The sequence below is a fragment of the Ensifer adhaerens genome, from assembly GCF_001270265.1.
Taxonomy (GTDB): Bacteria; Pseudomonadota; Alphaproteobacteria; order Rhizobiales; family Rhizobiaceae; genus Ensifer; species Ensifer adhaerens_B.
In genome coordinates this window covers 1-25535 of record NZ_LGAP01000001.1, presented here as the reverse complement: position 1 = coordinate 25535, position 25535 = coordinate 1, and the positions used below count along the sequence as shown (strand labels likewise).

The 25535-nt window shown below is 62.5% G+C and carries 20 protein-coding genes; 7 read left to right on the top strand and 13 right to left on the bottom strand.

The genetic code is table 11. The features are described from left to right. The first annotated feature begins 67 nt into the window (after positions 1–67). The 5 genes from AC244_RS00090 to AC244_RS00080 all read left to right on the top strand — a co-directional run bounded on the left by AC244_RS00090 (position 68) and on the right by AC244_RS00080 (position 4364). The gene (locus AC244_RS00090; RefSeq protein ID WP_053246845.1) at positions 68–1366 is read left to right on the top strand and encodes an Hsp70 family protein; all 1299 of its coding nucleotides are present in this window, start codon (positions 68–70) and stop codon (positions 1364–1366) included. Between the two features lie 41 nt (positions 1367–1407). Continuing rightward, positions 1408–2319 carry a uracil-DNA glycosylase gene (locus AC244_RS00085; RefSeq protein ID WP_053247605.1) on the top strand — a complete coding sequence of 304 codons (912 nt, stop codon included), beginning with the start codon at positions 1408–1410 and terminating at the stop codon, positions 2317–2319. Positions 2320–2461: 142 nt separating this feature from the next. Continuing rightward, positions 2462–2638, top strand: coding sequence for a hypothetical protein (locus tag AC244_RS37360; RefSeq protein ID WP_152975804.1), 177 nt, complete (start codon positions 2462–2464; stop codon positions 2636–2638). A 66-nt stretch (positions 2639–2704) separates the two neighbouring features. Next, positions 2705–2860 carry a hypothetical protein gene (locus AC244_RS37355; RefSeq protein WP_167590825.1) on the top strand — a complete coding sequence of 52 codons (156 nt, stop codon included), beginning with the start codon at positions 2705–2707 and terminating at the stop codon, positions 2858–2860. A gap of 211 nt (positions 2861–3071) precedes the next feature. After that, positions 3072–4364, top strand: coding sequence for an MFS transporter (locus tag AC244_RS00080; protein ID WP_053246844.1), 1293 nt, complete (start codon positions 3072–3074; stop codon positions 4362–4364). 111 nt (positions 4365–4475) lie between these two features. Here the strand turns inward: AC244_RS00080 and AC244_RS00075 are convergent, their stop codons facing one another. Next, positions 4476–5414, bottom strand: a complete 939-nt coding sequence (locus tag AC244_RS00075) for a DMT family transporter (RefSeq protein ID WP_053246843.1) — start codon at positions 5412–5414, stop codon at positions 4476–4478. Between the two features lie 420 nt (positions 5415–5834). On the opposite strand from AC244_RS00075, the gene pepN reads away from it, so the two are divergent. Both pepN and AC244_RS00065 read left to right on the top strand, forming a co-directional pair. Further along, positions 5835–8483: an aminopeptidase N gene (gene pepN / locus AC244_RS00070; RefSeq protein ID WP_053247604.1), complete on the top strand. Its 2649-nt coding sequence runs from the start codon at positions 5835–5837 to the stop codon at positions 8481–8483. 288 nt (positions 8484–8771) lie between these two features. Continuing rightward, a complete protein-coding gene (locus tag AC244_RS00065; RefSeq protein WP_053246842.1) occupies positions 8772–11132 on the top strand; it encodes an ATP-binding protein in 2361 nt (786 codons plus the stop codon). Here AC244_RS00065 and AC244_RS00060 read toward each other — a convergent pair. The 12 genes from AC244_RS00060 to AC244_RS00005 all read right to left on the bottom strand — a co-directional run bounded on the left by AC244_RS00060 (position 11111) and on the right by AC244_RS00005 (position 25202). Beyond that, the gene (locus AC244_RS00060; RefSeq protein WP_053246841.1) at positions 11111–14068 is read right to left on the bottom strand and encodes a bifunctional [glutamine synthetase] adenylyltransferase/[glutamine synthetase]-adenylyl-L-tyrosine phosphorylase; all 2958 of its coding nucleotides are present in this window, start codon (positions 14066–14068) and stop codon (positions 11111–11113) included. The two genes, AC244_RS00065 and AC244_RS00060, sit on opposite strands and share 22 nt — an antisense overlap. A 33-nt stretch (positions 14069–14101) precedes the next feature. Continuing rightward, positions 14102–15508 carry a sensor histidine kinase gene (locus AC244_RS00055; RefSeq protein WP_053246840.1) on the bottom strand — a complete coding sequence of 469 codons (1407 nt, stop codon included), beginning with the start codon at positions 15506–15508 and terminating at the stop codon, positions 14102–14104. Beyond that, complete coding sequence (locus AC244_RS00050; protein WP_053246839.1) at positions 15505–16206, bottom strand: response regulator transcription factor; 702 nt, start codon at positions 16204–16206, stop codon at positions 15505–15507. The genes AC244_RS00055 and AC244_RS00050 overlap by 4 nt, the downstream gene beginning before the upstream one ends. A 136-nt stretch (positions 16207–16342) precedes the next feature. Continuing rightward, positions 16343–17902, bottom strand: a complete 1560-nt coding sequence (locus tag AC244_RS00045) for a Do family serine endopeptidase (RefSeq protein WP_053246838.1) — start codon at positions 17900–17902, stop codon at positions 16343–16345. A gap of 219 nt (positions 17903–18121) precedes the next feature. Beyond that, positions 18122–18577, bottom strand: coding sequence for a cytochrome c-type biogenesis protein CcmH (locus AC244_RS00040; RefSeq protein ID WP_053246837.1), 456 nt, complete (start codon positions 18575–18577; stop codon positions 18122–18124). Continuing rightward, positions 18574–20562 carry a heme lyase CcmF/NrfE family subunit gene (locus AC244_RS00035; protein WP_053246836.1) on the bottom strand — a complete coding sequence of 663 codons (1989 nt, stop codon included), beginning with the start codon at positions 20560–20562 and terminating at the stop codon, positions 18574–18576. Before AC244_RS00035 ends, AC244_RS00040 begins: the two co-directional genes overlap by 4 nt. Continuing rightward, the gene (gene ccmE / locus AC244_RS00030) at positions 20559–21011 is read right to left on the bottom strand and encodes a cytochrome c maturation protein CcmE (RefSeq protein WP_053246835.1); all 453 of its coding nucleotides are present in this window, start codon (positions 21009–21011) and stop codon (positions 20559–20561) included. The genes AC244_RS00035 and ccmE overlap by 4 nt, the downstream gene beginning before the upstream one ends. Beyond that, positions 21008–22156 carry a c-type cytochrome biogenesis protein CcmI gene (gene ccmI / locus AC244_RS00025; RefSeq protein WP_053246834.1) on the bottom strand — a complete coding sequence of 383 codons (1149 nt, stop codon included), beginning with the start codon at positions 22154–22156 and terminating at the stop codon, positions 21008–21010. The genes ccmE and ccmI overlap by 4 nt, the downstream gene beginning before the upstream one ends. Positions 22157–22247: 91 nt before the next feature. Then, positions 22248–22691 (bottom strand): hypothetical protein, encoded by a 444-nt coding sequence (locus tag AC244_RS00020; protein WP_053246833.1) that lies wholly within the window; start codon positions 22689–22691, stop codon positions 22248–22250. Positions 22692–22858: 167 nt separating this feature from the next. Continuing rightward, positions 22859–24244 (bottom strand): sensor histidine kinase, encoded by a 1386-nt coding sequence (locus AC244_RS00015; RefSeq protein ID WP_053246832.1) that lies wholly within the window; start codon positions 24242–24244, stop codon positions 22859–22861. After that, the gene (gene feuP, locus AC244_RS00010; RefSeq protein ID WP_053246831.1) at positions 24234–24905 is read right to left on the bottom strand and encodes a two-component system response regulator FeuP; all 672 of its coding nucleotides are present in this window, start codon (positions 24903–24905) and stop codon (positions 24234–24236) included. Before feuP ends, AC244_RS00015 begins: the two co-directional genes overlap by 11 nt. Before the next feature lie 42 nt (positions 24906–24947). After that, positions 24948–25202 (bottom strand): hypothetical protein, encoded by a 255-nt coding sequence (locus AC244_RS00005; RefSeq protein ID WP_053246830.1) that lies wholly within the window; start codon positions 25200–25202, stop codon positions 24948–24950. Positions 25203–25535 lie beyond the last annotated feature (333 nt).

Below are 25535 nucleotides of genomic sequence, written 5' to 3'. Positions count from 1 at the left end.
GCCTTGCGAAGCCCCGAAAGGGCGCGTGGCGCAGCGACACCAAAACACAGACGTCAGGAGACATCACATGGCCAGAGCACTGGGCTTCGACTTCGGCACCACCAACTCGGTCCTCGCGGTTTCGGCAGGCGACACCACCCATTCGATGAACTTCGACAGCCTGTCAGGCAGCACCGATGCGATGCGCACGGCACTCTCTTTCATGAAAGATTCCAACCTCGGCGCGTCCGCGCTGAAGGTAGAAGCCGGACAGGCGGCAATCCGCTCGTTCATCGACAACCCCGGCGACTGTCGCTTCCTGCAGTCGATCAAGACTTTCGCTGCAAGTCCGCTGTTTCAGGGCACCCAGATCTACGCCAAGCGCCATAGTTTCGAAGACCTAATGCGGGTGTTCCTGACCAAGCTGCGGGAATATGCCGGTGACGATTGGGCGAGCCAGTATAGTCGCATCGTCGTCGGAAGACCCGTTCGCTTCGCCGGCTCCAGCCCCGACCCGGCACTCGCGCTCGAGCGTTACAGCACAGCCCTTTCGGAATTCGGCTTTCCCGAGGTCCACTATGTCTACGAGCCGGTGGCGGCGGCATTCTACTTTGCCCAGAACCTCAAGCGCGACGCCACGGTGCTGGTTGCCGACTTCGGCGGCGGCACCACCGACTACTCGCTGATCCGTTTCGAGACCAAGGCAGGCCGCCTGACGGCGACGCCGATCGGGCATTCGGGCGTCGGCATCGCCGGCGACCATTTCGACTTCCGCATCATCGACAACGTGATCTCGCCCCTCATCGGAAAGGGGAGTCTGTTCAAAAGCTTCGACAAGCTGCTTGAAGTGCCGTCGAACTACTATGCGAACTTTGGCCGCTGGAATCAGCTTTCCATCTTCAAGACATTGAAAGATTTCACCGATCTGAAGAAGCTGGTGCGCCAAAGCGTGGAGCCGGAAAAGCTCGAGGCCTTCGTCGACCTGATCGAGCATGACGAGGGTTATCCGCTCTACCAGGCGATCTCCGCGACGAAGATGCGGCTGTCGCAGGAGGAGGAGACCGAGTTCTACTTCTCGCCGCTTGGCGAGATGTCGCGCCGCACCGTGCGCCGCGCCGACTTCGAAAGCTGGATCGCGCCTGAACTTGCGCGCATCGAAGAGGCGCTCGACGAAGTCCTGAAGACGACGGAAACGCCGCCGACAAGTATCGACAAGGTCTTCCTCACCGGCGGCACCTCCTTCGTGCCCGCGGTGCGCAACCTGTTCGAGCGCCGCTTCGAAAAGGACCGGATCGAAAGCGGCGGCGAACTGCTGTCGATCGCGCACGGTCTGGCGCTGATCGGCGAACATGAGGATATCGGCCACTGGACCGCGAATGCTGCATGAAGCCATTGGACCGCATTTTCTGACGTGCTAGGTTGCCGTCCATGATTTCTGCCGACAACCTCTCCCCCGGCCAGCTCGCGGCCCTGCTCGCCTTCCATGCGGATGCGGGCGTCGAGTGGCTCATGGAGGAGGAGCCGGTCGATCGCTTCGCCGAGTTCGAAGCGATGAAGGCGGCACGTTCCGATTCGCGCCAGCAGGCCGATTCGCGCCAGCAGACGAGCGCAAGCCAGCCAGCGACGCGCTCGGGGGCTTCGCCTGCAACGCGGCAGCCGGCCAGCTCGGCCGCCAGCCAGTCCCGCGAACCACGCGCGCCAGCACCTGCCGTCAACGCGCCGGCGGTGGCCATCCCCGACGCCCAGGCCGTCAAGGAGGCGCAGTTTGCCGCCGATTCGGCGCGATCGCTTGCCGAGCTGCGCCTCGCCATGGAAGGCTTCGTCGGCTGCAATCTCAGAAACAGCGCCCGCAATCTCGTCTTTGCCGAAGGCGATCCGTCAAGTGGCATCATGATCGTCGGTCCCATGCCCTATGCGGATGACGATCGCGACGGCCAACCTTTCTCGGGCAGGTTGGGCGACATGCTCAACCGCATGCTTGCCGGCATCGGCTTGGCGCGCGAGGGCGTGCTGCTCAGCAATGTCGTGCCGTGGCGCCCGCCGGGAAACCGCGTGCCGACAGCCCGCGAAGCCGATATCTGCCGCCCCTTCATCGAGCGGCAGGTCGCCTTGGCGGAGCCCAAGCACCTGTTGCTGCTCGGCAATTTCACGGCGCGCTTCTTTTTCGGCGGCAGCGACACCATCCACCAACTGCGCGGCGAATGGCGCGACCTTCAGATGGCTGGACACACGGTCCAGACGCTGGCGACCCTGCACCCGCAGGACCTAGTGACGGCGCCGATCAACAAGCGCTTCGCCTGGCAGGATATGCTTGCCTTCAAGGCCCGCATCAACGGCTGACGGCCGCCTGTCCATTTCATGAACAAAGTGTGAAGAAAGCCATGCGGTTTGCGCATATCTGCGCAGCGTTCTGATGCATTGCAAAATTCATGTTGCAGCGCAATATATCGACACGGGAGGAATGGAATAAGGAACAAGAACCATGACTGCCCGCTTTCGTCCGATCCACAGCAGCTTTGAGACGCTCCGCCACACCGGCGCTGCTCTGCGGACGCCGTTCAACCGCTTCGGCACGGCAGCCAACGAGCAGATGACTGCAATCGGCCTTGCCCGAACCACCCGTCCGGCGCAGCTCTTCGCCGACTTCATCCAGCGCTGATCCCCACGCGGTGCGCCGAACGGCGTGTCGCGTGAATGAGACGACGTAAGGACAAGGAACAAGATCATGACCAAGCCCATCGCAAGCCTGAAGGTCCTGTTCGATTCGATCGCCGACATCGGCACGGCTGTTCGTGCCTCGCGCGAATACACCGCGCTCAGCACCACCAAGGACGCCCGCCGCGCCCATCGCTCGGCGATCAGCCCGCTGCTGCCGAACTGATCGCCTTTAGCGACAGACCGTTACCGTCTTTTTGTTATCGGCTGTCGCAATCGACAGCGCCTTTGAAACTGGATAGAGCCACAGTCGTTTTCGACTTCGAAGCGACAGGTCTATCCGGCATCTTCGCCTGACTGCGCTCGCTCCGCATCGCGCCTTCGTTGCCAGCCATCCGGTTGGTCAACACGGCGCGCATTTGTTTTCAGGAGCGCCGATGCTGGCCAGTCTCGCTTCCGTCCTCAGCCTGATGCTGTCCACCCTCTTGATGATGGTGGCCTTCGGCCTTCAGAGCTACGTCATCCCGGTTCGGTCCGTCGCCGAGAACTGGTCGACGATGACGGTGTCGGTCATCGCCACCGGCTACACGATCGGCTTCACACTTTCCTGCATCATCACGCCGAAATTCGTGCTGCGCGTCGGCCACGTCCGCGTCTTCACGGCGCTCATCACCCTGCTTTCGATCGCCATCCTGCTGTGCGGGCTGGTCGTCGACTGGCGCCTCTGGATCGCCTTTCGCGCCATATCCGGTTTCGCGATCTCCGGCAGCTATCTCGTCATCGAAAGCTGGCTCAACGAACGGGTGACCAACGACAACCGCGGCATGCTCTTCTCGCTTTACCTGATCACCACGATGGTCGGCACGATCGGCGGACAGTACATGGTGCCGCTTGGAGACCCGACCAACACATCGCTCTTCATCCTCTGCGGCGTCCTGTTCTCGCTGGCGCTGCTGCCGACCGCGCTTTCCTCTTCGCCGATGCCGGCACCGCCGGCGCAGGCGCGCTTCGACATTCCCGGGCTGTTTCGCCGCTCCCCCGTTGCCGTGGTCGGCGGCTTTCTCGCCGGCGCGCTGTCGGGCGCCTGGTTGAACCTTGGCGGCGTGTTCACGCAGAAGATCGGCCTTTCGACCGGCGAAGGCGCAACATTGCTTGCTTCGCTCCTGACCGGCAGCGCCATCTCGCAGATCCCGATCGGCCGCGCCTCCGACCGCATCGACCGGCGCGTCGTCATGGCCGGCTGCGGTATTGTCGGCGTGATCTCCTGCCTGGTCATGTCCGCGTCGATCGGCAGCAGCCCGACGGTGCTCTACGCGATCGCCGCCTGCGTCGGCTCGGTCCTGTTTCCGATCTATGCGCTGAATGTCGCCCACGCCAACGACCTCGCCAAACCCGACGAATATGTCGAAATCTCCTCGGGCCTGATGATCACCTATGGGCTCGGCACGATCTCGGGACCGCTGATGGTCGGGCCCGTCATGGACCGGTTCGGGCCGGCGGCACTGTTCCTCGTGCTTGCCGTCTATTTCGCGCTCTACGGCAGTTATGCGGCCTGGCGAATCCTGAGACGCGATCAACACCAGGGCCTGGTCGCCAAGACCGACTTCCAGGCGACGACGGTGCTGCCCACACCAGGGCCCGACGTCACCAGCCCGATCGCCCAGCAGGCATCACTGGACGGCCTGATCGAAGACGACACCGTGCCCGCCTGGGAAAGACAGCCGGAATAGAGCATTTCCAGGAAAAGTGCGAAGCGGTTTTCCGTCAGAAAATGCGTCAAAACAAAGAGATAGAGCGTTTCTGTGACTCCGTCTAAGCCGGAAACGCTCTAGAACCGGACGTCAGCCTTGCGGCGTGACGTGCTTGCGCGCGCCTTTACGTTCCAGGCCAAGCCGATGTTCGCGAAAGATGATGAAGATACCGGCACCGACGACAATGGCGGTCCCGATCAGCATCGTGCCCGTCGGGACGTCATCAAACAGAAAATAGCCGATGATCAGGCCGAGCACGATCGACGTGTATTCGAACGGCGCGATCGTCGACATGTCCGCGTGGCGGTAGCTTTCGGTCAAGAGGATCTGCGCCACGCCGCCGCAGAAACCGGCCACCATGAGCAGCAGGAAGGCTTCGCGCGAAATACTCGGCCAGCCGAACGGCAGGGTGGCGAGCGAAAAGACCGAGGCCGAGAGCGAGAAGTAGAGCACGATCGTGTGCGTGCGCTCGGCCTTTACCAGCTTGCGCACCAGCACCATGGCGATCGCGCCGAGAGCTGCCGACAGCAGCACCGCCGCCGCTCCGAGCGCCTCGGACGATCCGAGACCGCCTTCACGGAACAGTGTCAGCCGCGGCCAGGTGATGATCATGACGCCGACCAGACCGATGACGACGGCCGACCAGCGGTAAAGCCGGACGGTCTCGCCGAGAAAGATCGCGGCAAAGGCCACGGCGATCAACGGCATCGCATAACCGATGGCGATGGCTTCGGGGAGCGGCAAATGCACGAGGCCATAGAAGCCGAAGCTCATCGCCAGGATGCCGACGAAGCCACGCGCGATGTGGCCACCGAGGTCCTTCGTCTTGAAAGCATCGCGCACTTGCCCGCGAAGGGCGAGGTAGCCGAGGATTGGCACCATGGCGAAGGCGGACCGGTAGAAGGTGATCTGGCCGGTAGCGATCGCGCTTCCCGCCGCTTTGATCAAGGTCGACATGCATACGAAAATGATCACCGAAAGGACCTTGAGCAGGATCCCCTTCATCGGGTTTTCGACTTCGGCATCCATGGAAAGCGCTTTTCAAGCCTGAGCGGACAAGGACCGCAGCGGCGATAGTTTGGGAGATTTGGGCGAGAGGCTCGCCGGGGAACCATGTCACTCTAGCTGCGCCGCCTGCGAAAGTCGGATCAAACTTCTTGATGACTTGTGTTTTTTCTTGATGAATTCATCGAAGCAATGACAATCGCCATAATTCTTTAGCGTGGTCGAAAAAAACCTTTCCGGTTTATTTCTTGTTAGTGCCACTTCGATACACGTCAAAGAGATAAGGGAGCGGGAAGAATACCGGACGCCATGTCTTTTCTGCCGGAAGTGCGGTCGCCGGCATCACAATCGTGTGGCATATCCGGCTTTTCGCCCTTTGGCCTTTTCACCATCACAAGCGCCCTCTACAAATCCACCAGTAGCAAGGCGCGAGCGGGACTGACCATGCGGACAAATACTGGCCAGATCATTCATCTGGAAGACTACCGGCCGACCGACTTCGTTCTTGAAAGAGTGGATCTGACCTTCGAGCTTGACCCGAAGGAAACCAAGGTCGAAGCGCGGCTGATCCTGCATCGGCGGGAGGGCGTAGAGGCATCCGCGCCCTTGGTGCTCGACGGCGACGAGCTCGTCATGACCGGCCTGCTCCTCGACCAGGAAGAGCTTGCGGCCTCGCTCTACGACGTTACCGACGATACGCTGACGATCCGCGGCCTGCCCGAGACCGCCCCGTTCGAAGTCACCATCACCACGCTGCTCTCGCCCGAGACGAACACCAAGCTGATGGGTCTCTACCGCACCAACAGCGTCTATTGCACGCAGTGCGAGGCGGAAGGCTTCCGCCGCATAACTTACTTCCCTGATCGTCCCGACGTTCTTGCCGTCTATACCGTCAACATCATCGCCGACAAGAAATCCGCTCCGCTGCTGCTTTCAAACGGCAACTATCTCGGCGGTGCCGACATGGGCGACGGCCGGCATTTCGCCGCCTGGTTCGATCCGCATCCGAAGCCCAGCTATCTCTTTGCGCTGGTTGCCGGCGATCTTGGTGTGGTCGAAGACACGTTCACCACCATGTCCGGCCGCGACGTCGCGCTGAAGATCTATGTCGAACACGGCAAGGAGCCGCGCGCGTCCTACGCCATGGATGCCCTGAAGCGCTCGATGAAGTGGGACGAAGAGGCGTTCGGCCGCGAATACGATCTGGATATCTTCATGATCGTCGCCGTCTCCGACTTCAACATGGGCGCCATGGAGAACAAGGGGCTCAACGTCTTCAACGACAAATACGTGCTGGCTGATCCGGAAACGGCAACCGACGCCGACTACGCCAACATCGAAGCGATCATCGCGCACGAATACTTCCACAACTGGACCGGCAACCGCATCACCTGCCGCGACTGGTTCCAGCTCTGCCTCAAGGAAGGCCTGACTGTTTATCGCGACCACGAGTTTTCCGCCGACATGCGTTCGCGTGCCGTCAAGCGCATCGCCGAAGTGCGGCACCTGAAATCAGAACAGTTCCCCGAGGATGCCGGCCCCCTCGCCCACCCGGTCCGGCCGACGAAATATAGAGAAATCAACAACTTCTACACGACCACGGTCTATGAGAAGGGCTCCGAAGTCACCCGGATGATCGCAACCCTTCTCGGTCGCGACCTGTTCAAGAAGGGCATGGATGTCTACTTCGAGCGCCACGACGGCCAGGCTGTGACGATCGAGGATTTCGTCGCCTGCTTCGCTGATGTCAGCGGCCGCGATCTCAGCCAGTTTTCGCTCTGGTACCACCAGGCAGGAACGCCGCTGGTGACGGCCTCCGGCGCCTATGACGCGGCCAAGCAGACCTTCACCCTGTCGCTCGAACAGACCGTGCCGCCGACGCCGGGACAAAGTGCCAAGGAACCGATGCACATTCCGTTGCGCATGGGCCTGCTGCTGGAAAGCGGCGGCGAAGCAGACCTTTCGAGCGTCTCGGGCGCCGACATCACCGGTGATGTGCTGCATCTCACCGACCGCAAGCAGACGGTGGTTTTCACCGGTATCACCTCGCGGCCGGTGCCGTCCTTCAACCGCGGCTTTTCCGCCCCGATCAATCTGCATATCGAGCAGACCGACGACGATCTGGCGCTGATTGCGCGCCACGAAAGCGATCTCTTCGCACGCTGGCAGGCGCTCAATGCCATTGCGCTTGCCAATCTGGTGTCGGCGACGGCCAATGTTCGCGCGGGTAAACCCGTTACGTGCGAAAAGGCGCTCATCGACGGCCTTATCGCTACGGCGGCTGACGACAAGCTGGAGCCGGCATTCCGGTCGCAGGCGCTGTCACTGCCGAGCGAAGCCGACATCGCCCGCGAGATCGGCGCCGACAACGATCCGGATGCCATCCATGCCGCCCGGCAGCAGATCCTCAAGGCGATCGCGGCCGTCGGCCGCGAGACCTTTCTTCGACTGGCGGGCGAAATGGCGTCGACGGGTTCGTTCAGCCCCGATGCGGAAAGTGCCGGACGTCGCGCTCTGCGCAACGCAGCACTCACCTATCTCGTCCAGGGCGAGGACGATCCGAAGCGGGCGGCCGAAGCCTTCGCAGCCGCGGACAATATGACCGATCTCAGTCATGCGCTGGCACTGCTCGCGCACCGGTTCCCGGACGCTTCCGAGACGGCTCAGGCATTGGCGGCCTTCCGCAAGCGCTTCGCCGATAACGCGCTGGTCATCGACAAGTGGTTCGCGGTTCAGGCGACGATCCCGGGATCCGCGACACTCGAGCGCGTCAAGGCGCTGATGACCGAGCCGCTTTTCAACGGCAACAATCCCAATCGCGTCCGGTCTCTGGTCGGCAGCTATGCCTTCGCCAATCCGACAGGCTTCAACCGCGCCGATGGCGAGGGCTATCGTTTCCTGGCGAAGCAGATCCTCGACATCGATCCGCGCAATCCGCAACTGGCGGCACGCATCCTGACATCGATGCGCTCCTGGCGCTCGCTCGAAGACGCGCGCGCCCAACATGCCCGCAATGCGCTGAAGGAAATCGCCGGCGCGACCAAGCTTTCGGCCGATGTCAGCGACATCGTCGAGCGCATGCTCAAGGCCTGAAAAAAGCCTACAGCGCCGCGCGTCATTTAAGACGCGCTAAGGTCGCTGTAGCACTTTGATTGACTGCATGTTTTTTCCTTCAATCGGATACGATTAAAGGAAACATGCAGTGGGGAATGCATGTGCTTTTCACGGGCCGGGCCGCTTGCGCGACCCGGCCTATTATTTTCCAACGATAAGAAATGGTTAAGAAATCTTTACCATTGCCTCTGGACAAGGCGAATCGCCCTGTGATTCATTGAGTCAGATTCGGGCGAGCGGCGCGGCGAATCATCAGAGGGTTTTACATTGGGTAAGATGGCGGACGCGCGACCAGCGAGCGCAGCCGACGGGCGGTTGCGACTCAAGTTTCCAGGCTTTTCCGGCCTGGAACGCGAGTTCATCTCGCAGGCGAAGATTTTCGCCGAGCCGACGTCGCAGCGTCTTGCGAGCGCGGAGCCTATTCTCAAGCGCTCCATTCCCATCCTCATCATCGCATTCCTGATCATCGTGGCGGTATCGCGCATGTCCGGCATCATGGGTGAACACGCCCGGATGGAAGACAACTCGCGCCAGACCGTCGGGCTCGCAGCGGCAACGGCCGTGGCTGCGTTCCAGGCCGACGGCATGACGCTGTTCGACGAGGGCCGACGTTGGGACGCCGAACAGCGACTGACCCAGTTCCTGCCCACCACCATGCTCGATCCGGGCATGTTCCTGTTGACCGTGCGCAAGGACGGCCGGATCTTCGCCAGCACGCCGGACGGCGTGCCGCTGATCGGCCGGACACTCGCCTCGGTCGCGCCTGATATCGCCACGCTGCAATATTACGGCGAACATTCCAGCATCATGAAGACGGCCCTCAACGGCGTCGACCATATCGTCGCCCTTGCACAGTTGCCCGAAGCGGCCGGCGTCATTCTGGCAGCAACGCCGGTGACCCAGCTCGAAACGGCGTGGCGCGACGAGGTTTCACTGAATGTGACGCTGTTTGCCGGCATCTCGGCGATCCTGCTGGTGGTGCTTTACGCCTATTACATCCAGGCCAAGCGCGCCCGCGACGCCGACTCGGTGTTTGCGGAATCGAACCTGCGGGTCGAAACCGCGCTGTCACGTGGCCGATGCGGCCTCTGGGATTTCGATCTTGCCAACCGACGGCTGTTCTGGTCGCGGTCGATGTATGAAATGCTGGGTATGCCCGGCGAAAGCAGCGTGCTTTCCTTCGGTGATGCCGCGCGGCTGATGCATCCGGACGATCGCGGTATCTACGGGGTCGCACGCACGATTGCCCGCGGCGATGCGCGTCAGATCGACCAGGTGTTCCGCATGCGCCATGCGGACGGCCACTATGTCTGGCTGCGCGCCCGCGCCGAGATCATCCGTACCGTTTCAGGCCGCGCCCATCTCATCGGCATCGCCATGGATGTTACCGAGCAGCATCGCCTGGCCCAACGCTATGCGGAGGCAGATCAGCGCCTGGCCGATGCCATCGAATGTACCTCCGAGGCCTTCGTCCTCTGGGACAAGCAGGACCGCTTGGTCATGTGCAACACGCACTACCAGGAAGCCTACAAGCTTCCGGACCATGTGCTGGTGCCGGGTACGGAGCGCATTGCCGTTCACGCGGCGGCCGCGCGCCCGGTGGTGGAGCGGCGCATCGCGGATCCGGACCGCAGCAACCATTCGCAAACGACAGAGGTGCAGCTCGCCGACGAGCGTTGGCTGCAGATCAACGAACGACGCACGCGCGACGGCGGCCTCGTTTCGGTCGGCACCGACATCACGCTGTTGAAGCGCCACCAGGTGCGACTGCGCGAATCCGAGCGCCGGCTGATGGCGACCATCGGCGACCTCTCGGCCTCGCGCATGACCCTGGAGCGACAGAAGACCGAGCTATCGATCGCCAATGCCAACTACCAGGCGGAAAAGGAACGTGCCGAGGGGGCGAACCGCGCCAAGTCGGAATTCCTGGCCAACATGTCCCATGAGCTCAGGACACCGCTCAACGCCATTCTCGGCTTTTCGGAGATCCTGCAGAACCAGATGTTCGGGCCGCTCGGTTCGGAAAAATACGATGAATATTCGCGGGACATCCACGAGAGCGGCAAGCACCTGCTGAACGTCATCAACGACATTCTCGACATGTCGAAGATCGAAGCCGGGCATATGCGCATCAGTCGCGAGACAATCGATCTCGCTCCGCTGATCGAGGAGACGCTGCGCTTCACCACGATCCCGGCGCAGCAGAAGAACATCCATGTCGTGCAACATATTGCCTCGGGCCTGACCGTGGTCGCGGATCGGCGCGCGATGAAGCAGGTTCTGCTCAATCTGTTGTCGAACGCGGTCAAGTTCACCAATGAAGGTGGGCGCATTTCACTGCGCGCCCGCAAGGTCACGGGCGCAGTGACGCTGACGATCGCTGACTCCGGCATCGGCATTCCGCGCGACGCCCTGCAGAAGATCGGCCAGCCCTTCGAGCAGGTGCAGAGCCAGTATGCCAAGAGCAAGGGCGGTTCCGGCCTCGGGCTTGCGATCTCCCGGTCGCTGACGCGCCTGCACGGCGGAACGATGAAGATCCATTCCGCCGAGAATGTCGGTACCATCATTTCATTGCGCATGCCCGATCGCGACGGCGACGTGCGCCCCTATCCCGAAACCACCGACTGAAAGATGCGTCGAACGGCCTTCGACAGCCGCTTGATATCGGCCTCCAGCGTTTTCAGGTCGGGATAGTCCCCTGCACGGCAGACGAGGTCGACGAGACCGGCAGGCGCCTCCTTCGGGTCGAACTCTCCCTCAATGCACAGGCGCACGATCTGCGACAGCTCGGTGAAGAGGCTCAATGCCTCCATGGTCGTATCGAGATCATTGGGGTTCATCATCGCGCCGCCGAGGACCTTCAAGGCGTCGACCGTGTGGGCGCCGGCTTCAAGCGGCGGCACGCCCTTGGCGGGCGCGATCAGCGCCAGGGACTGCGCGATGAACTCGATATCGACGAGGCCGCCGGGAATGAGCTTGAAATCCCAGATGTCGCTTGGCGGCTTCTCGCTGTCGATCATCTCGCGCATCGAGATCACGTCGGCGCCGATCTTGGCGACATCACGCTTCTGGCCGAGCACTTCGGCGAAGATGGCATCGGCCTGCGCCTTCAGGCTGTCGTCGCCGCAGATGCAGCGCGCCCGTGTCAGGGCCAGATGCTCCCAGGTCCAGGCCTCTTCGCGCTGATACTTGGCAAAGGCGTTGATGCGGGTGGCGACCGGCCCCTTATTACCGGACGGCCTCAGCCGCATGTCGACCTCATAAAGCACACCTTCGGCCGTCGGCGCCGAGAGCGCGGCAATCAGACGCTGCGTCAGCCGGGTAAAGTAGCGCATCGGATCGAGTGGCTTGCCGCCATCCGAATCCGAAGCCGCGTCGTCATAGTCGTAGAGCAGAATCAGGTCGACGTCGGAGCCCGCCGTCAGCTCATGACTGCCAAGCTTGCCCATGCCGACGACGACAATGCGCCCACCCGGGAAATCGCCATGGACCGAACGCACCTCGGCGAGCACCGCATCCACCGCCGCAGCGATGATCAGGTCGGCGAGATCGGTAAAGGCGCGGCCGGCCTGCGCGCCTGAGATGGAGCCGGTCAACAGGCGAATGCCGATCAGGAAACGCTGCTCGGCGGCGATGATGCGCAGCCGGTCGAGGACCTCCTCGTAGTGGCGGGCGCCGGCGACGAAGTTGGCGATGCGCGGCGCCAGATAGTCTCTGGTCGGCAGCTCCGCCAGGAGGCCCGGATCGAGCATGCCGTCGAACACATGCGGCCGCGCGGCGATGATTTCGGCAAGCCGTGGCGCCGAGGACATGATGTTGACGATCAGAGACAAAAGCCGCGGATTGTTGCCGAGCAGCGAGAACAGCTGGATGCCGGCCGGCAGGCCTGAGATGAAGTGGTCGAAACGCAGGAGCGCCTCGTCGGCGCGCCGGCTTTCGCCGAAGACACGCAGGAGTTCCGGTGTCAGTTCCGTCAGCCGCTCGCGCGCCTCTACCGACTGTGTCGCGCGGTAGCGACCGTAGTGCCAGGTCCGGATCGTATGCGAGATGTCGGACGGCCGCTGGAATCCAAGCTTGTTCAAGGTTTCGAGCGTATCGGGATCGTCCCGCTGGCCGGTGAAGACGAGATTGCCCGTCTCGCTCGAAAGCTTCGCCTCCTGCTCGAAGAGCTGGGCATAACGTCGCTCGACCGTGCGCAGGACCTTCGACAGGGCCTTGGAAAAAGTGGCGGTATCCTCGAAACCGAGCATGAAGGCGATGCGTTTCAGCTCCGCTTCGGTCTCCGGCAGCACATGGGTCTGTTCGTCACGCACCATCTGAATGCGGTGTTCGACATCGCGCAGGAACCAGTAGGCTTCGACCAGTTCGTCTGCCGTGGTCTCGTCGATCCAGCCGGCCTTCACCAGCGCACGCAGCATCGGCTCGGTCGCCTTCAGCCGCAGTTCGGGCATGCGCCCGCCGGCGATCAGTTGCTGTGTCTGAACGAAGAACTCGATCTCGCGGATGCCGCCGCGACCGAGCTTGATATTGTGTCCCTTGACCGCAATTTCGCCGTGACCCTTGTGGGCGTGGATCTGCCGCTTGATCGAATGAATGTCGGCGATTGCCGCATAGTCGAGGTATTTGCGGAAGACGAAGGGCGTTAGTTCCTTCAAAAACGCATCGCCTGCGGCGATATCGCCGGCAACGGGTCGTGCCTTGATGAAGGCTGCGCGCTCCCAGTTCTGACCCCTGCTCTCATAGTAAAGCATCGCCGCCTCGACGGGGATTGCGAGCGGCGTCGAGCCAGGATCCGGGCGAAGGCGCAAGTCGGTGCGGAAGACGTAGCCGTCGCCCGTGCGCTCCTGGAGAATACGAATGAGGCGGCGCAGCAACCGGCCGAAGGTCTCGGATGCATCGTCGCGATCGACGACGATGCCAGACTGCGGGTCATAAAACACCACGAGATCGATGTCGGAGGAATAGTTGAGCTCGAAGGCGCCGAGCTTGCCCATGCCGAGCACCACGACGCCCGAACCAACGCTGGGTGCGGTCACGTCCTTGAGCACCAGCTTGCCGCCCTGGTGGCCGCTTAAGAGCAGATGGTCGATCGTCGCCGAAACCGCAGCGCCGGCGAATTCGCTCAGCCATCGCGTCGTCTCTCGACCGTCGAAATGCCGGGAGAGGTCCGCAAGTGCTACGGCAAAGGCAAGCTCGCGCTTGGCCTTTCGAAGCCGTGTCATGATCTCGGTATCGGGCAGCGCCACGCCGGGCTCGGCGGGCACCCAGGCATCCCGCGCCCGCCGGACCCGTTCGGTGAGAAATTCCAGCAGCGGTTCACACAGGATCTGTTCGAGTATGCCGGGCTGACTGCCACCGGTGTCACGCAGGAACGGCGACAAGGCGAAGGCGGCAACGATGAAGGCCTTGAACGGTGTTTCGGACGCCAGCAGGCGGCTGATCTGGTCATGGCCCTTGGCCATGTCCTTCAGCACCGACAGCGCGGATTTGGCGTCGGCCTGGCTTGCCGGTTTGATCGGCGCCGTTTCCATGCCCCACCAGTGCCCTGCCGTCGTGTCCTGCATGCCGTCCCCCCCTGTTCTCCGCAAACAGGTCTATCAGGTCGCCGACGCCGGGAAAACCATGCGTACCGTCAGTCCCTTGCCGTTGTCGGCGTTATCAGGAACAGTCGCGGCCAGCTCCAGTGCACCATGGTGCATTTCCATAACCGCCTCGACGAGCGACAGACCAAGACCCGTGCCGGGCTTGGAGCGGCTGTCGTCCAGCCGGACGAAACGCTTGACAACGTCGTCGCGCTTTTCCTCGGGAACGCCCGGGCCACGGTCGGCAACCGAGAGGACAACCTTGCCGTCACGCCTGCCGAGCGCAACCTTGATCAGTGGCTCGCCTGCGCCTTCGGCGTATTTGATCGCGTTGTCGAGCAGATTGCCGAGCGCCTGGCCGACAAGCTCGCGATTGCCCGAAATCGCCATGGCGGGAGCCAAATCCGCTTCCAGCCGCAGGCCGACGTCTTCCGCGACCGGCTCATAGAGTTCGACGCAATCGGACACGATCTGCGAAAGGTCGACCTCGCTCATCTCGGCGGCAGCCGAGCCCGCTTCGACGCGCGAAATCATCAGAAGCGCATTGAAGGTACGGATCAGTTGGTCCGACTCGCCGATGATTTCTTCAAGCGCACCGCGTTGACTTGTGCCCTTGCGTGCAAGTGCGGCTTCCGCCTTGTTTCGCAGCCGCGTCAACGGCGTCTTCAGGTCATGGGCGATGTTGTCGGAGACCTGACGCAGGCCCTCATTCAGTTTCTCGATACGCCCGAGCATCGCATTCAGGGATTCGGAAAGCCGATCAAACTCGTCGCCGGAACCGCTCGTCGGCAGACGCTGCGACAGATCGCCCGCCATGATCTTGGTGCTCGCCTCCGACATGCGGTCGATGCGCTTCAACGCATTGCGGCCGATGGCAAACCAGATGATCAGCGCACCGAGGCCCATGATGCCAAGCGCCACCATCAGCGCCTGCCGCACCAGGGCGCGAAACTTCTGTGGCTCCTGCAGGTCGCGCCCGACGAGGATGCGCAGGCCGTTGTCGAGCATCAGCACATGGGCAAGCGCGACATGGCTGTCCTTGCGGGTCTCGTCGGTATAGCGCTGGTAGGCGAAAGGCCGCTCCGTCCAGCCTTCGCGATCGAGCAGGCCGGGTTCCAGGCTCGCCACATTGCCGGCAAGGATTTCGCCACTCGGCCCGGCGATCACATAGAGATTGGCGCCCGGTTGCCGTGCACGTCGTTCAAGCGAACGCAGCAGACCATTGATCCCGGCACGGGTATAGACCTGTTCGATCTGGGTCACCTCTGCGGTCACCGCGTCGCGCGTCTGCTGTTGGAGCAGGCGTTCGGACATGCCGGTGACGTAGAAGACGAGAAAGGCGGCGCAGAGCGAGAAGAGGATCAGATAGAGCGCGGACAACCGAACGGCGGTTGTCCTGAACAGGACGCCGAGTTTGCTCATGCGCCGGCGGTCCGGTCGTCCTTGATCATATAGCCGGCGCCGCGCACTGTGCGAAGCAGCGGCAGATCGAAGTCCTTCTCGATCTTTGAGCGCAACCGCGAGACATGCACGTCGATCACATTGGTCTGCGGGTCGAAGTGATAGTCCCAGACGTTTTCGAGCAGCATCGTGCGGGTCACGACCTGACCAGCATTTTTCATGAGATATTCGAGGAGCCGGAATTCGCGCGGCTGCAGCGGGATTTCCTTGCCCTGGCGGCGAACCGAATGCGACAGGCGGTCGAGTTCGAGGTCGCCGACCCGATAGACCATGTCCTGTTCCGGCGTACCCTTGCGGCGGCCGAGTACTTCGACACGGGCGAGAAGCTCGCTGAAGGCATAGGGTTTCGGCAGATAGTCATCGCCACCGGCGCGCAGGCCCGTCACCCGGTCGTCGACCTGGCCGAGCGCCGACAGAATGAGCACCGGTGTGTGGATATCCTTGCGGCGCAGTTCCGAGATTACCGACAGGCCATCGCGGCGCGGCAACATGCGGTCGACCACGAGAACGTCGTAGCTGTTTTCACTGGCCATGAAGAGGCCGCTTTCGCCGTCGCTGGCATGGTCGCAGACAATGCCAGCCTCGCGGAACGCCTTTGCGAGATAGGCGGCTGCCTCGATATCGTCTTCAATAATAAGAATCTTCATACGCGTGACCATAGTCCCGGACCCCTGTCTGTCTCAACCGGTTTCGGTCTCTCCGACAACCGGCATGGCGATCACTTCGCCCCAAACGGCGAGCGCCGCGAAATCGATCAGATGTCGCGGCGCCCTGGTCATTCATTCGCTGCCGCGATCAACCCTGGTCGATGGGAAGCGCCACGAAACGGCTGCCGTTCTCGGCTTCGATCTGGAAGAGCGCCTTGCTGCGGCCGTCCTTCTTGGCAAGGTTGATCACCTTGAGGATGTCGTCCGCCGACTTCACTTCCTGATTGTTGACGGAGACGATCTTCTCGCCCTGCTTCAGGCCACGATCGCTGGCATCCGAATCTTCGTCCACCGAGGCAATCGTCACGCCCTTGCCGTCATCGGAAGGGACAACCGTCATACCGAGGTCGGCCAGGGCCTGTTCGCTCGACGGCTGCGTTTCCTCGGGCTGGGTGCCCTGATCCTTGGCCGCTTCCTTGTCATCTTTCGGCAGCGTGCCGATCTCGAGCTTGACGGTTTCAGACTTGCCGTTGCGCCACAACGTGACATCCACCGTGGTGCCCGGGCGCATGCCGGCTACCTTGCGGGCGAGATCGCGCGGATCCTTGATCGTGTCGCCGTTGAGTGCGGTAACGACATCGCCCTTCTTGATGCCGGCCTTTTCGCCCGGCGAGCCGGCCTGCGGTTCGACGACGAGCGCGCCGTTTGCTTCGGACAGACCGAGCGATTCAGCGATGTCTTTGCTCACCGGCTGGATCTGAACGCCGAGCCAACCGCGCGATACCGAGCCATCCTTGATCAGGTCAGCAACGACATCTTTGGCGACGGATGCCGGAATCGCGAAGGCGATGCCGACATTGCCGCCCGACGGCGAGAAGATCGCGGTGTTGATGCCGACCACTTCACCCGAGAGGTTGAAGGTCGGGCCGCCCGAGTTGCCGCGGTTCACGGCTGCGTCGACCTGCAGATAATCGTCATAGGGGCCGGAGCCGATGTCGCGGCCGCGGGCCGAGATGATGCCGGATGTCACGGTGCCACCGAGGCCGAACGGGTTACCGACGGCAACCACCCAGTCGCCGACGCGTACCTTGTTGTCGTCAGCCCAGGTGACATAGGTGAACTTGCGCTTGTCATCGACCTTGAGCACAGCGAGGTCGGTGCGGCTGTCCTTGCCGATCAGCTTGGCGTCAAGCTCGGTGCCATCGTTGAGGATCACCGTAAAAGCCGAACCGTCGGAAACCACGTGGTTGTTGGTGACGAGATAGCCGTCTTCGGAGATGAAGAAGCCGGACCCTTGCGAGGTCGGACGCAGGCGGCCTTCGCCGTGCGGGCCGCGACGGCCGGGGCCGCGTTCGGCGCGATCATCGCCACGCGGTCCGCCGAATTCCTTGAAGAAGCGCTTCAGCGGGTGATCATCCGGCAGCTCGTCAAGACCGCGGCCGCCGAAATCGAAAGTAAAGCCACTGCTGTCGTCGGAAACGGGGTTGGCGCGCGACTGAACGCGGACGGAGACGACGGCCGGGGAAACGGCGTCGACGACATTGGCAAAGCTCGGCACCGAGGGCGCATCGACCTTGACGGCTTCGGCGAAGGATTGGGTGATCGTTGCCGGCAGACCGGAGGTCAGCATGACGGCCGCAAGACCCGCAACCGTCGAGGTCTTCAGGACAGTCTTGAGGGAGGGACGCAGGAATTTGGTCGTAAACATCCGTTTTGCCTTTTCTCTTCCTTGAAGCCGCGGACAAGCAGCTTCGACATCGTGATTTCGAGAACCGCCGCGGGGGTGGCGATCTCGCTGTTGGCTGACTGGAGGAACAGCCGATGACGAAAGATGTAACGGATGGGACCTTACTGAGTTCTGTCCGGAAGATGAATTTTTGGTAATGTTGGCGAAGGCCGCCGGCGATGGCGCGCTATCCGGTCGGTTCTAGGGCTGAAGCAGCTTCTTCAGCTTTTCCTTCTCGTCGTCGGAAAGCGGCGTGCCGCGCGATTGACGGCCGCGCCTGAGTGCCGCCACCAGCAAGGTCACCACACCGACCAGCAGAAGCAGGACCGGCATACCCCACAGGATCATCGTCTTGGTTCCGAACCGTGGTTTCAGTAGCACGAACTCGCCATAGCGCGAGACGACATAGTCGATCACCGCCTCGTCGCTGTCGCCATTTGCCAGCCGTTCGCGCACCAGAACCCTGAGATCCTTGGCAAGTTCGGCATTGGAATCGTCGATCGACTGGTTCTGGCAGACCATGCAGCGAAGCTCGGCAGAGATCGCCCGTGCCCGCGCCTCAAGCGCCGGATCGGGCAAGACCTCATCAGGATTGACCGCGAAGGCCGAACCGAGCGGCGCCAGAAACAAAAAGAGCGCAAGCAGCAAACGGTTCATTCGGCCGCCCCCACCGGGATCGTCTTCGGCCGCTTGGCGCGCGTCGGCGCACCGACGCGCAGGCGGCGGTCGCTGAGCGAGACGAAACCACCTGCCATCATGAACAGTGTTCCGCCCCAGATGCACAGGATCATCGGTTTCCACCAGATGCGCACGACAATGCCGCCTTCGCTGATCTGGTCACCAAGAGAGACATAGAGCTGGCTCAGGCCGAACGTGCGAATGCCGGCTTCCGTCGTCGGCATGCGCCGGGCCTGGTACAGCCGCTTCGACGACCAGATGTCGGTGACGACGACGCCACCGCTGCTGATGGTGAAATGCCCCGATTCCTCGGAGTAGTTCGGGCCACTGCCATTGCGCATGCCGTCGAAGCGCAGGGTGTAGCCTCCGGCGTCCACCGTCATGCCCGGCTTCATCTCGACGACGGTCTCGGTCTCGAAAGCGGTGACCGCGACGATGCCGATCAGCGTGACGCCAAGACCGATATGCGCAAGGGCGGTGCCGAAGGCCGAGCGCGGCAAGCCGGAGAACCGCCTCCAGGCGACGTTGCCCGCAACCTTGCCGAGCCCCGATCGCAGCGCCAGATCCGTCAGCGAGCCGCCGATCATATAGACGCCCAGCGCAATGCCGAACAGGGCCAGGATAGGCCCGCCGTTCATGGCGTAATAATAGCCGCTGCCGACGACGAGGCCGACGGCAACCGCCGCAAACAGCCGCTGGGCAACGCCCATGAGATCACCGCGCTTCCACGCAAGCAGCGGTCCGAAGGGCACCGCAAACAGAAGCGGCAGCATCAACAGCCCGAAGGTCATGTTGAAAAAGGGCGGCCCAACCGAAATCTTGTCACCAGTCAACGCTTCGAGCACCAGCGGATAGAGCGTGCCGGTCAGCACGGTCGCGGTCGCCGTCGTCAGGATGAGGTTGTTGAAGACAAGAGCCCCTTCCCGCGAGATCGGCGCGAAGATGCCGCCGGCTTTCAGCCGCGATGCGCGGAAGGCAAACAGCGAAAAGGCGCCGCCGATGAAGAAGACGAGGATGGCGAGGATAAAGATGCCGCGCGTCGGGTCGGTGGCAAAGGCATGAACCGAGGTCAGCACGCCGGAGCGGACCAGGAAGGTGCCGAGCAGCGACAGCGAGAAGGTCATGATCGCGAGCAGCACGGTCCAGATCTTCAACGCCTCGCGCTTCTCCATGACCAGGGCGGAGTGCAGCAGCGCAGTACCGGCAAGCCAAGGCATGAAGGAGGCGTTTTCGACCGGATCCCAGAACCACCAGCCACCCCAGCCAAGCTCGTAATAGGCCCAATAGGAGCCCATCGAGATGCCTGCCGTCAGGAATGTCCAGGCGGCAAGGGTCCAGGGGCGGACCCAGCGCGCCCAGGCCGCGTCGATGCGCCCTTCAATCAGGGCGGCGATGGCGAAGGAGAAGCAGACGGAAAAGCCGACATAGCCCAGATAAAGCAAGGGCGGATGGATGGCGAGGCCGACGTCCTGCAGGATCGGGTTCAAGTCCTTGCCCTCGCCCGGCGCCGGAATCAGGCGGGCAAAAGGGTTGGAGGTCAGGAGGATGAACAGCGTGAACGCCACGGCAATCCAGGCCTGGACGGCGAGCACGTTCGCCTTCAGCGTTTCCGGCAGATTGCGGCCGAAGGTGGCGACCAGCGCCGAAAAGAATACCAGGATCAAGAGCCAGAGCAGCATCGATCCTTCATGGTTCCCCCACACGCCGGAGATCTTGTAGATCAGCGGCTTCAGCGAGTGCGAATTTTCCCAGACGTTTCGGACCGAGAAATCCGACGTCACATAGGCAAAGGTCAGAACCGCGAAGGCGAAGGCGACAAGCAGGAAGCAGGCAACAGCCGCGCTGGAGGCGAGCTCCATCAGGGCGCGATCGTTGAGCCTGGCGCCGAGAATCGGCAAGGCCGCCTGCACGAAGGCGGTCGCCAGCGCCAGAACCAGCGCATAATGTCCAAGTTCGATGATCATCGAACGGTTTCCTTCCCGCTGAGTTCGACACCCTGCGCCTTCAAGCGGTCGGCGACATCCTTGGGCATATAGGTCTCATCATGCTTGGCAAGCACGGAATCTGCAACGAAGACGGAGCTGCCGGCAACGAACGTGCCTTCGGTGACCACGCCCTGCCCTTCGCGGAACAGGTCCGGCAGGATGCCGGTATAGGTCACCGGCACCTGGCCCAGCGTATCGGTGACGGTAAACGTCACCGTCTTGCCGTCGCCGCGCTTGACCGAACCGGCCTCAACCAGGCCGCCCAAGCGGATGCGCGTTCCCGGCGGCACGTCGGCCTTGGCGAGGTCGCTCGGCACGTAGAAATAGGCGATCGCCTGACTGAAGGCGAACATCACCAGGAGGATGGCCATCGTCAGAAAGCCAACGCCGCCGCCGATGATCGCCAGGCGCTTCTGTTTGCGCGTCATTGCGTCTCTCCGTCCGTCGCGATCCCGAGTTCACGGGCGAGCGCAAGCAGCTGTTTCCCCTGCTCGCCGTCCGCCGGGAAGGTTTTCTGACTTTCCTTTAGGGCGGCAGCCGCCTGATCTCTTTGATCAAGCACAACATGCGAGCGGATCAACCGCGCCCAGCCTTCGGCGTTGGCGGGATCCTCCTTGAGACGGCTCGCCAAGCTCTCGACCATGCCACGGATCATCTCCTGGCGGTCGCCGGCGCTCATATCCTGCGCGGCGGCGATATCGTCCGCGCTCGGATTTCCCGGTGCCGCACCCGCAACATTTCCGGCAGCGCCACCCGAAAGCTCGGCCACGTGCTGCTTGACCAGCGGCACCCACGGCGCATCCGCCGGAGAACGGGCGACGAGCCTGTTGAAGGCCGCCAGTGCCTCATCCTTCTTGCCTTCCTGCTTCAGGCCGAGGGCAAGATAGAATTCGGAACGCGGATCGTTCGGATCGATGGCGAGGGATCTGCGCAGGGCCGACTGTGCCTCGGTGGTCACCAGTCCGCCCGACAGCGTGATCAGCGCCTCTGCATAGCCACCCAGCCGCGCCGGCGTCGGCCCGAGCAGGCGCACGGCGCTGTCATAGGCGGCGACCGCCTCCTCGACGCGACCGTTGCGCATGTAGATCGGCGCAAGCACGTCCCAGCCGGCACCATCATTCGGGTTCTGCGCCAGGTGGTTTTCGGCGCGGGCAATCAGAATGTTGATATCGGCGCCGGGATCGGCAAGGCGTGCCGCCAGCGGTTGCGCCGGAACACCTGGGCTGCCTGTGAACAGGTAAAGACAGAGCCCGATGGCGGGAAGACAGAGCAGCACGAAGGCCTGCGCCACGATGTTGACGCCGCGGCGCGTCGTTGCGACGGGCTCTGCGGCACGGTCGATCTCGCCGGCTGCAAGCAGTCGCCGGGCGACCTCGGCTCGGGCGAGCTCGGCATCGTCGCCGCTGATCAAGCCGCTCTCCTGATCGCGCGTCAGCTCGTCGAGCTGGTCGCGATAGACTTCGATATCATGACTATGGGGAGACGATGCGGGCGCTGCCGCCCGCAAGAGCGGGAGGATGAGCATGACGGCTACAGCCGCCGTCAGCGTGGCGACGAGGATCCAGAACAACATGGATGCTCAATACTATGGCACCCATGCCATTCCAACTCGAAAACCTGCGATGACGGAGATTTGAGGCGTTTCGCCGCAACCGGAAATCCGGTCAGCTGAGCGGCGTCCAGCTGCCATCGGAATTCCGGCAGGCGGCACCCCGCGCAGTGGTCGGCTGTCCCTTGACGGTCACGGTGTGGCTGTACTGGCGGCAATTCTGCGAACCGACCTGATAAGGCGCGGCGGCGACGACCGAACCGGTGACGCTGCGCCCTTGCCAGTTGACCGGCTGACCGCCCGGAGCAGCCTCCAGCGCACGGTACTCGGCCTCAAGCGCACGCTGGCGGTCCGACGTTCCGATATCAAGATTGCTGAGCCGACCGATAACGCCACCCTGGAGGGCCGCGATGTACGTCGTCGAAGACACGCTGCGGGTCGCAGTGGCGCCCAGCCCCGCCGCCGCGGTCTGCCCGCCCGAGGTAGTGCTGCAGCCGGCAAGAGCCACCGCCGACGCGATCACCGCGATCCTGCCGCTGACGACAATAGTTCGTGTCATTTCTGCCTGGTTCCTCATGATCCGCGACATGTACTCTCTACTGCGGGGCTCCGAATGCGCCGACCGGCGGAGCCGAGACTTCCCTTTGATTTTCTTTTGGCATCCCCTGTTGGCAGAGGCAACCGGAAGGGCCGCCGACACGATACTTTCGCGCCTCAGTGTGACACCTAAACCGCAGCCGGCAGCACCAGCTCGGCCCGCAATCCGCCCTCGTCGCGACGCGACAGCGTCAGAGTGCCCTGATATTCCCGTACAATTTCACTGACGATCGACAGCCCAAGACCTGTTCCGGGCTTGCTTTCATCAAGCCGCTTGCCGCGTTTCATCGCCAGCGCGATCTGATCGGGATCGAGGCCTGCTCCGTCGTCGTCCACGTCGAGGACGATCCATTGCCGCCCGGTTTCCTTGGCGTGCTCTTCGTTCGTAGCCGGACGAACATTCAGCCAGACCTCGCCCTTGGCATGGCGGGCAGCGTTTTCAAGCAGGTTTCCGACGGTTTCCTCGACATCCTGCAGCTCCATCGCAAGCACCAGACCCGGCGGGTTGATCGATAGATGAACCTCTTTTTCCGGATTGAGCTTGCGCATCACGCGGACCAGCCGCTCGAGCGCCGGCTGCGCTTCCGTGCGGGCGAGAACGGATTCGCGCTGAGCAGCGATCCGCGCGCGGCTCAGATAGGATTGGACCTGCATCTGCATCGCATCGGCCTGGGTCCGTACGAGTTCGCCGTGCGACGCCTCAAGCACGCGGGCCTCGTTGAGGAGGACGGCGATCGGCGTTTTCAGCGAGTGCGCGAGATTGCCGACCTGCATGCGCGCGCGCTCGACGATGCGCCGGTTGCTGTCGATCAGCGCATTCACCTCGTTTGCAAGCGGCTGGATCTCGCGCGGAAAGGCGCCGTCGAGCCTTTCGCTTTCGCCGGCGCGGATCTTCTCCAGCGAGCGGCGGACCTGATCGAGGGGCCTCAGACCAAAGAGAATGGTCAGCGCGTTCATCCCGAGGCCGCCGAGGCCGAAGATGGAAAGCGCGATCGTCAGATTGCGGGTGAAGCGATTGACGTCGGCCTCCAGCACGTCGCGATTGCCGGCAACGCGGAAACGGGCGGTGTGGCCCTGAATATCGAGAACGACTTCGGTCTCGGCCACTTCGACCTCATTCCCGAAGGGGTCCTTGGTGGTGTAGAAGCGGACATAGCCGGTATCGAAGGGCACTTCGTCGACGCTCGCGATCGGCAGCTTGGCATTGCCGAGTGAGGTCGAGATCAACGGCGGCGTATCGAACTCGCCGATCGGATCGACGATCCAGTACCAGCCGGTCTGCGGCTGGGAGAAGCGCAGGTCGCCGAGCTGGGGACTGCCGGCGAGCACCGTCTTCTCATTGACCGAGATCGAGTTGACGACGTTGAAAAGCTGGGCGCGCAGGAGGTCCTTGAAGCCGCGCTCCGATCCCTGCCGATAGAGAGCCGAAATGACCACCCCGATCACCACCAGGGCGACGACGGCCCAGACGGTCGAAACCGCCAATACTCGGGCCGTGAGAGATCTAATTGCCATTGCCGGGTGCTTGCATGCGGTATCCCAGGCCCCGCACCGTCTCGATCAGGTCGTTGCCGATCTTCTTGCGCAACCGACCGACGAAGACTTCGATCGTGTTGGAATCGCGATCGAAGTCCTGGTCGTACATATGCTCGACCAGTTCCGTTCGCGATACGACCTGGCCCATGTGGTGCATGAGATAGGAGAGGAGCCGGAACTCGTGCGACGTCAGCTTCAGCGCCGTCCCGTCGACGGTTGCCTTCGATCCCTTGGTGTCGAGCCGCACCGGGCCGCAGACGATTTCCGAGCTTGCGTGGCCCGCCGCCCGACGGATCAGCGCGCGGATGCGGGCAAGCACTTCTTCGACGTGGAACGGCTTGGCGACATAATCGTCGGCTCCGGCATCGATGCCGGCCACCTTGTCGCTCCAGCGATCACGCGCCGTCAGGATCAGGACCGGCATGGTCTTGCCGCCACCGCGCCATTTTTCAAGAACCGTGATGCCATCCATCTCGGGCAGGCCGATGTCGAGGATCACGGCATCATAGGGCTCAGCATCGCCGAGATAGTGCCCTTCCTCGCCGTCATAGGCCTGATCGACGACGTAGCCAGCCTCCTTCAGCACTTCGGCGAGCTGCCGGTTCAGGTTGACGTCGTCCTCGACTATCAGAATGCGCATTCGTAACCACTTCCCCTCTTTCGCAGCGTCTTCACGAGCGAATTACATCGGCACCCTTACGGTCACCTTCTTCGGTCGTCCACCATTGCCCGGCACGAGTACCGTGATCACGCACTGGCCATCGGACGTCGGTTGTGCCGACAGCAACTCGCCGCCGGTCTCCGAAACGACTTGCTGAGCAGCCGCGCTGCAATCGCCGGCCACACGGACGACAGAGTCCAACGGTACGCTGATCTCAGGCGGAGCAAATCCCGCAAGGCCTGCGGCAAGCGCGGCGATGATCACTGGTGAAGACATGAACGCACTTTCAACTTGGGAAGCATCATGGCAAAAGCAATAACCGATAGAGGCTGAATGGCAAATGAATGTCGGCCGCCCAGCCCGGCGAACAGCAATCAGTGAAGGCACACATTCACTGTGACCCGACCGCAGATTGCAACGATTCCTCGACGGCAAAAGCCAACGGCAGAAAACCATCTCCTGGCAAGCGCCCGTACTGAGCGCTAGGTCGTGTGGACTCTTGGGCTTTCCAAGGGTGAGCAAATCAGATTCAAGACTGTCTTTTGGAGGCAGTCATGGGTGTTTTGGATCGTCTGATCCTTCGGGACGAGCAGTGGGAGCGGATATCGC

Excerpts from the sequence above, each read along its gene's own strand:
- AC244_RS00090 (WP_053246845.1), top strand. The coding sequence starts at position 68 with ATGGCCAGAGCACTGGGCTTCGACTTCGGCACCACCAACTCGGTCCTC.
- AC244_RS00085 (WP_053247605.1), top strand. The coding sequence starts at position 1,408 with ATGATTTCTGCCGACAACCTCTCCCCCGGCCAGCTCGCGGCCCTGCTC.
- AC244_RS37360 (WP_152975804.1), top strand. The coding sequence starts at position 2,462 with ATGACTGCCCGCTTTCGTCCGATCCACAGCAGCTTTGAGACGCTCCGC.
- AC244_RS37355 (WP_167590825.1), top strand. The coding sequence starts at position 2,705 with ATGACCAAGCCCATCGCAAGCCTGAAGGTCCTGTTCGATTCGATCGCC.
- AC244_RS00080 (WP_053246844.1), top strand. The coding sequence starts at position 3,072 with ATGCTGGCCAGTCTCGCTTCCGTCCTCAGCCTGATGCTGTCCACCCTC.
- AC244_RS00075 (WP_053246843.1), bottom strand. The coding sequence starts at position 5,414 with ATGGATGCCGAAGTCGAAAACCCGATGAAGGGGATCCTGCTCAAGGTC.
- pepN (WP_053247604.1), top strand. The coding sequence starts at position 5,835 with ATGCGGACAAATACTGGCCAGATCATTCATCTGGAAGACTACCGGCCG.
- AC244_RS00060 (WP_053246841.1), bottom strand. The coding sequence starts at position 14,068 with ATGCAGGACACGACGGCAGGGCACTGGTGGGGCATGGAAACGGCGCCG.
- AC244_RS00055 (WP_053246840.1), bottom strand. The coding sequence starts at position 15,508 with ATGAGCAAACTCGGCGTCCTGTTCAGGACAACCGCCGTTCGGTTGTCC.
- AC244_RS00050 (WP_053246839.1), bottom strand. The coding sequence starts at position 16,206 with ATGGTCACGCGTATGAAGATTCTTATTATTGAAGACGATATCGAGGCA.
- AC244_RS00045 (WP_053246838.1), bottom strand. The coding sequence starts at position 17,902 with ATGTTTACGACCAAATTCCTGCGTCCCTCCCTCAAGACTGTCCTGAAG.
- AC244_RS00040 (WP_053246837.1), bottom strand. The coding sequence starts at position 18,577 with ATGAACCGTTTGCTGCTTGCGCTCTTTTTGTTTCTGGCGCCGCTCGGT.
- AC244_RS00035 (WP_053246836.1), bottom strand. The coding sequence starts at position 20,562 with ATGATCATCGAACTTGGACATTATGCGCTGGTTCTGGCGCTGGCGACC.
- ccmE (WP_053246835.1), bottom strand. The coding sequence starts at position 21,011 with ATGACGCGCAAACAGAAGCGCCTGGCGATCATCGGCGGCGGCGTTGGC.
- ccmI (WP_053246834.1), bottom strand. The coding sequence starts at position 22,156 with ATGTTGTTCTGGATCCTCGTCGCCACGCTGACGGCGGCTGTAGCCGTC.
- AC244_RS00020 (WP_053246833.1), bottom strand. The coding sequence starts at position 22,691 with ATGACACGAACTATTGTCGTCAGCGGCAGGATCGCGGTGATCGCGTCG.
- AC244_RS00015 (WP_053246832.1), bottom strand. The coding sequence starts at position 24,244 with ATGGCAATTAGATCTCTCACGGCCCGAGTATTGGCGGTTTCGACCGTC.
- feuP (WP_053246831.1), bottom strand. The coding sequence starts at position 24,905 with ATGCGCATTCTGATAGTCGAGGACGACGTCAACCTGAACCGGCAGCTC.
- AC244_RS00005 (WP_053246830.1), bottom strand. The coding sequence starts at position 25,202 with ATGTCTTCACCAGTGATCATCGCCGCGCTTGCCGCAGGCCTTGCGGGA.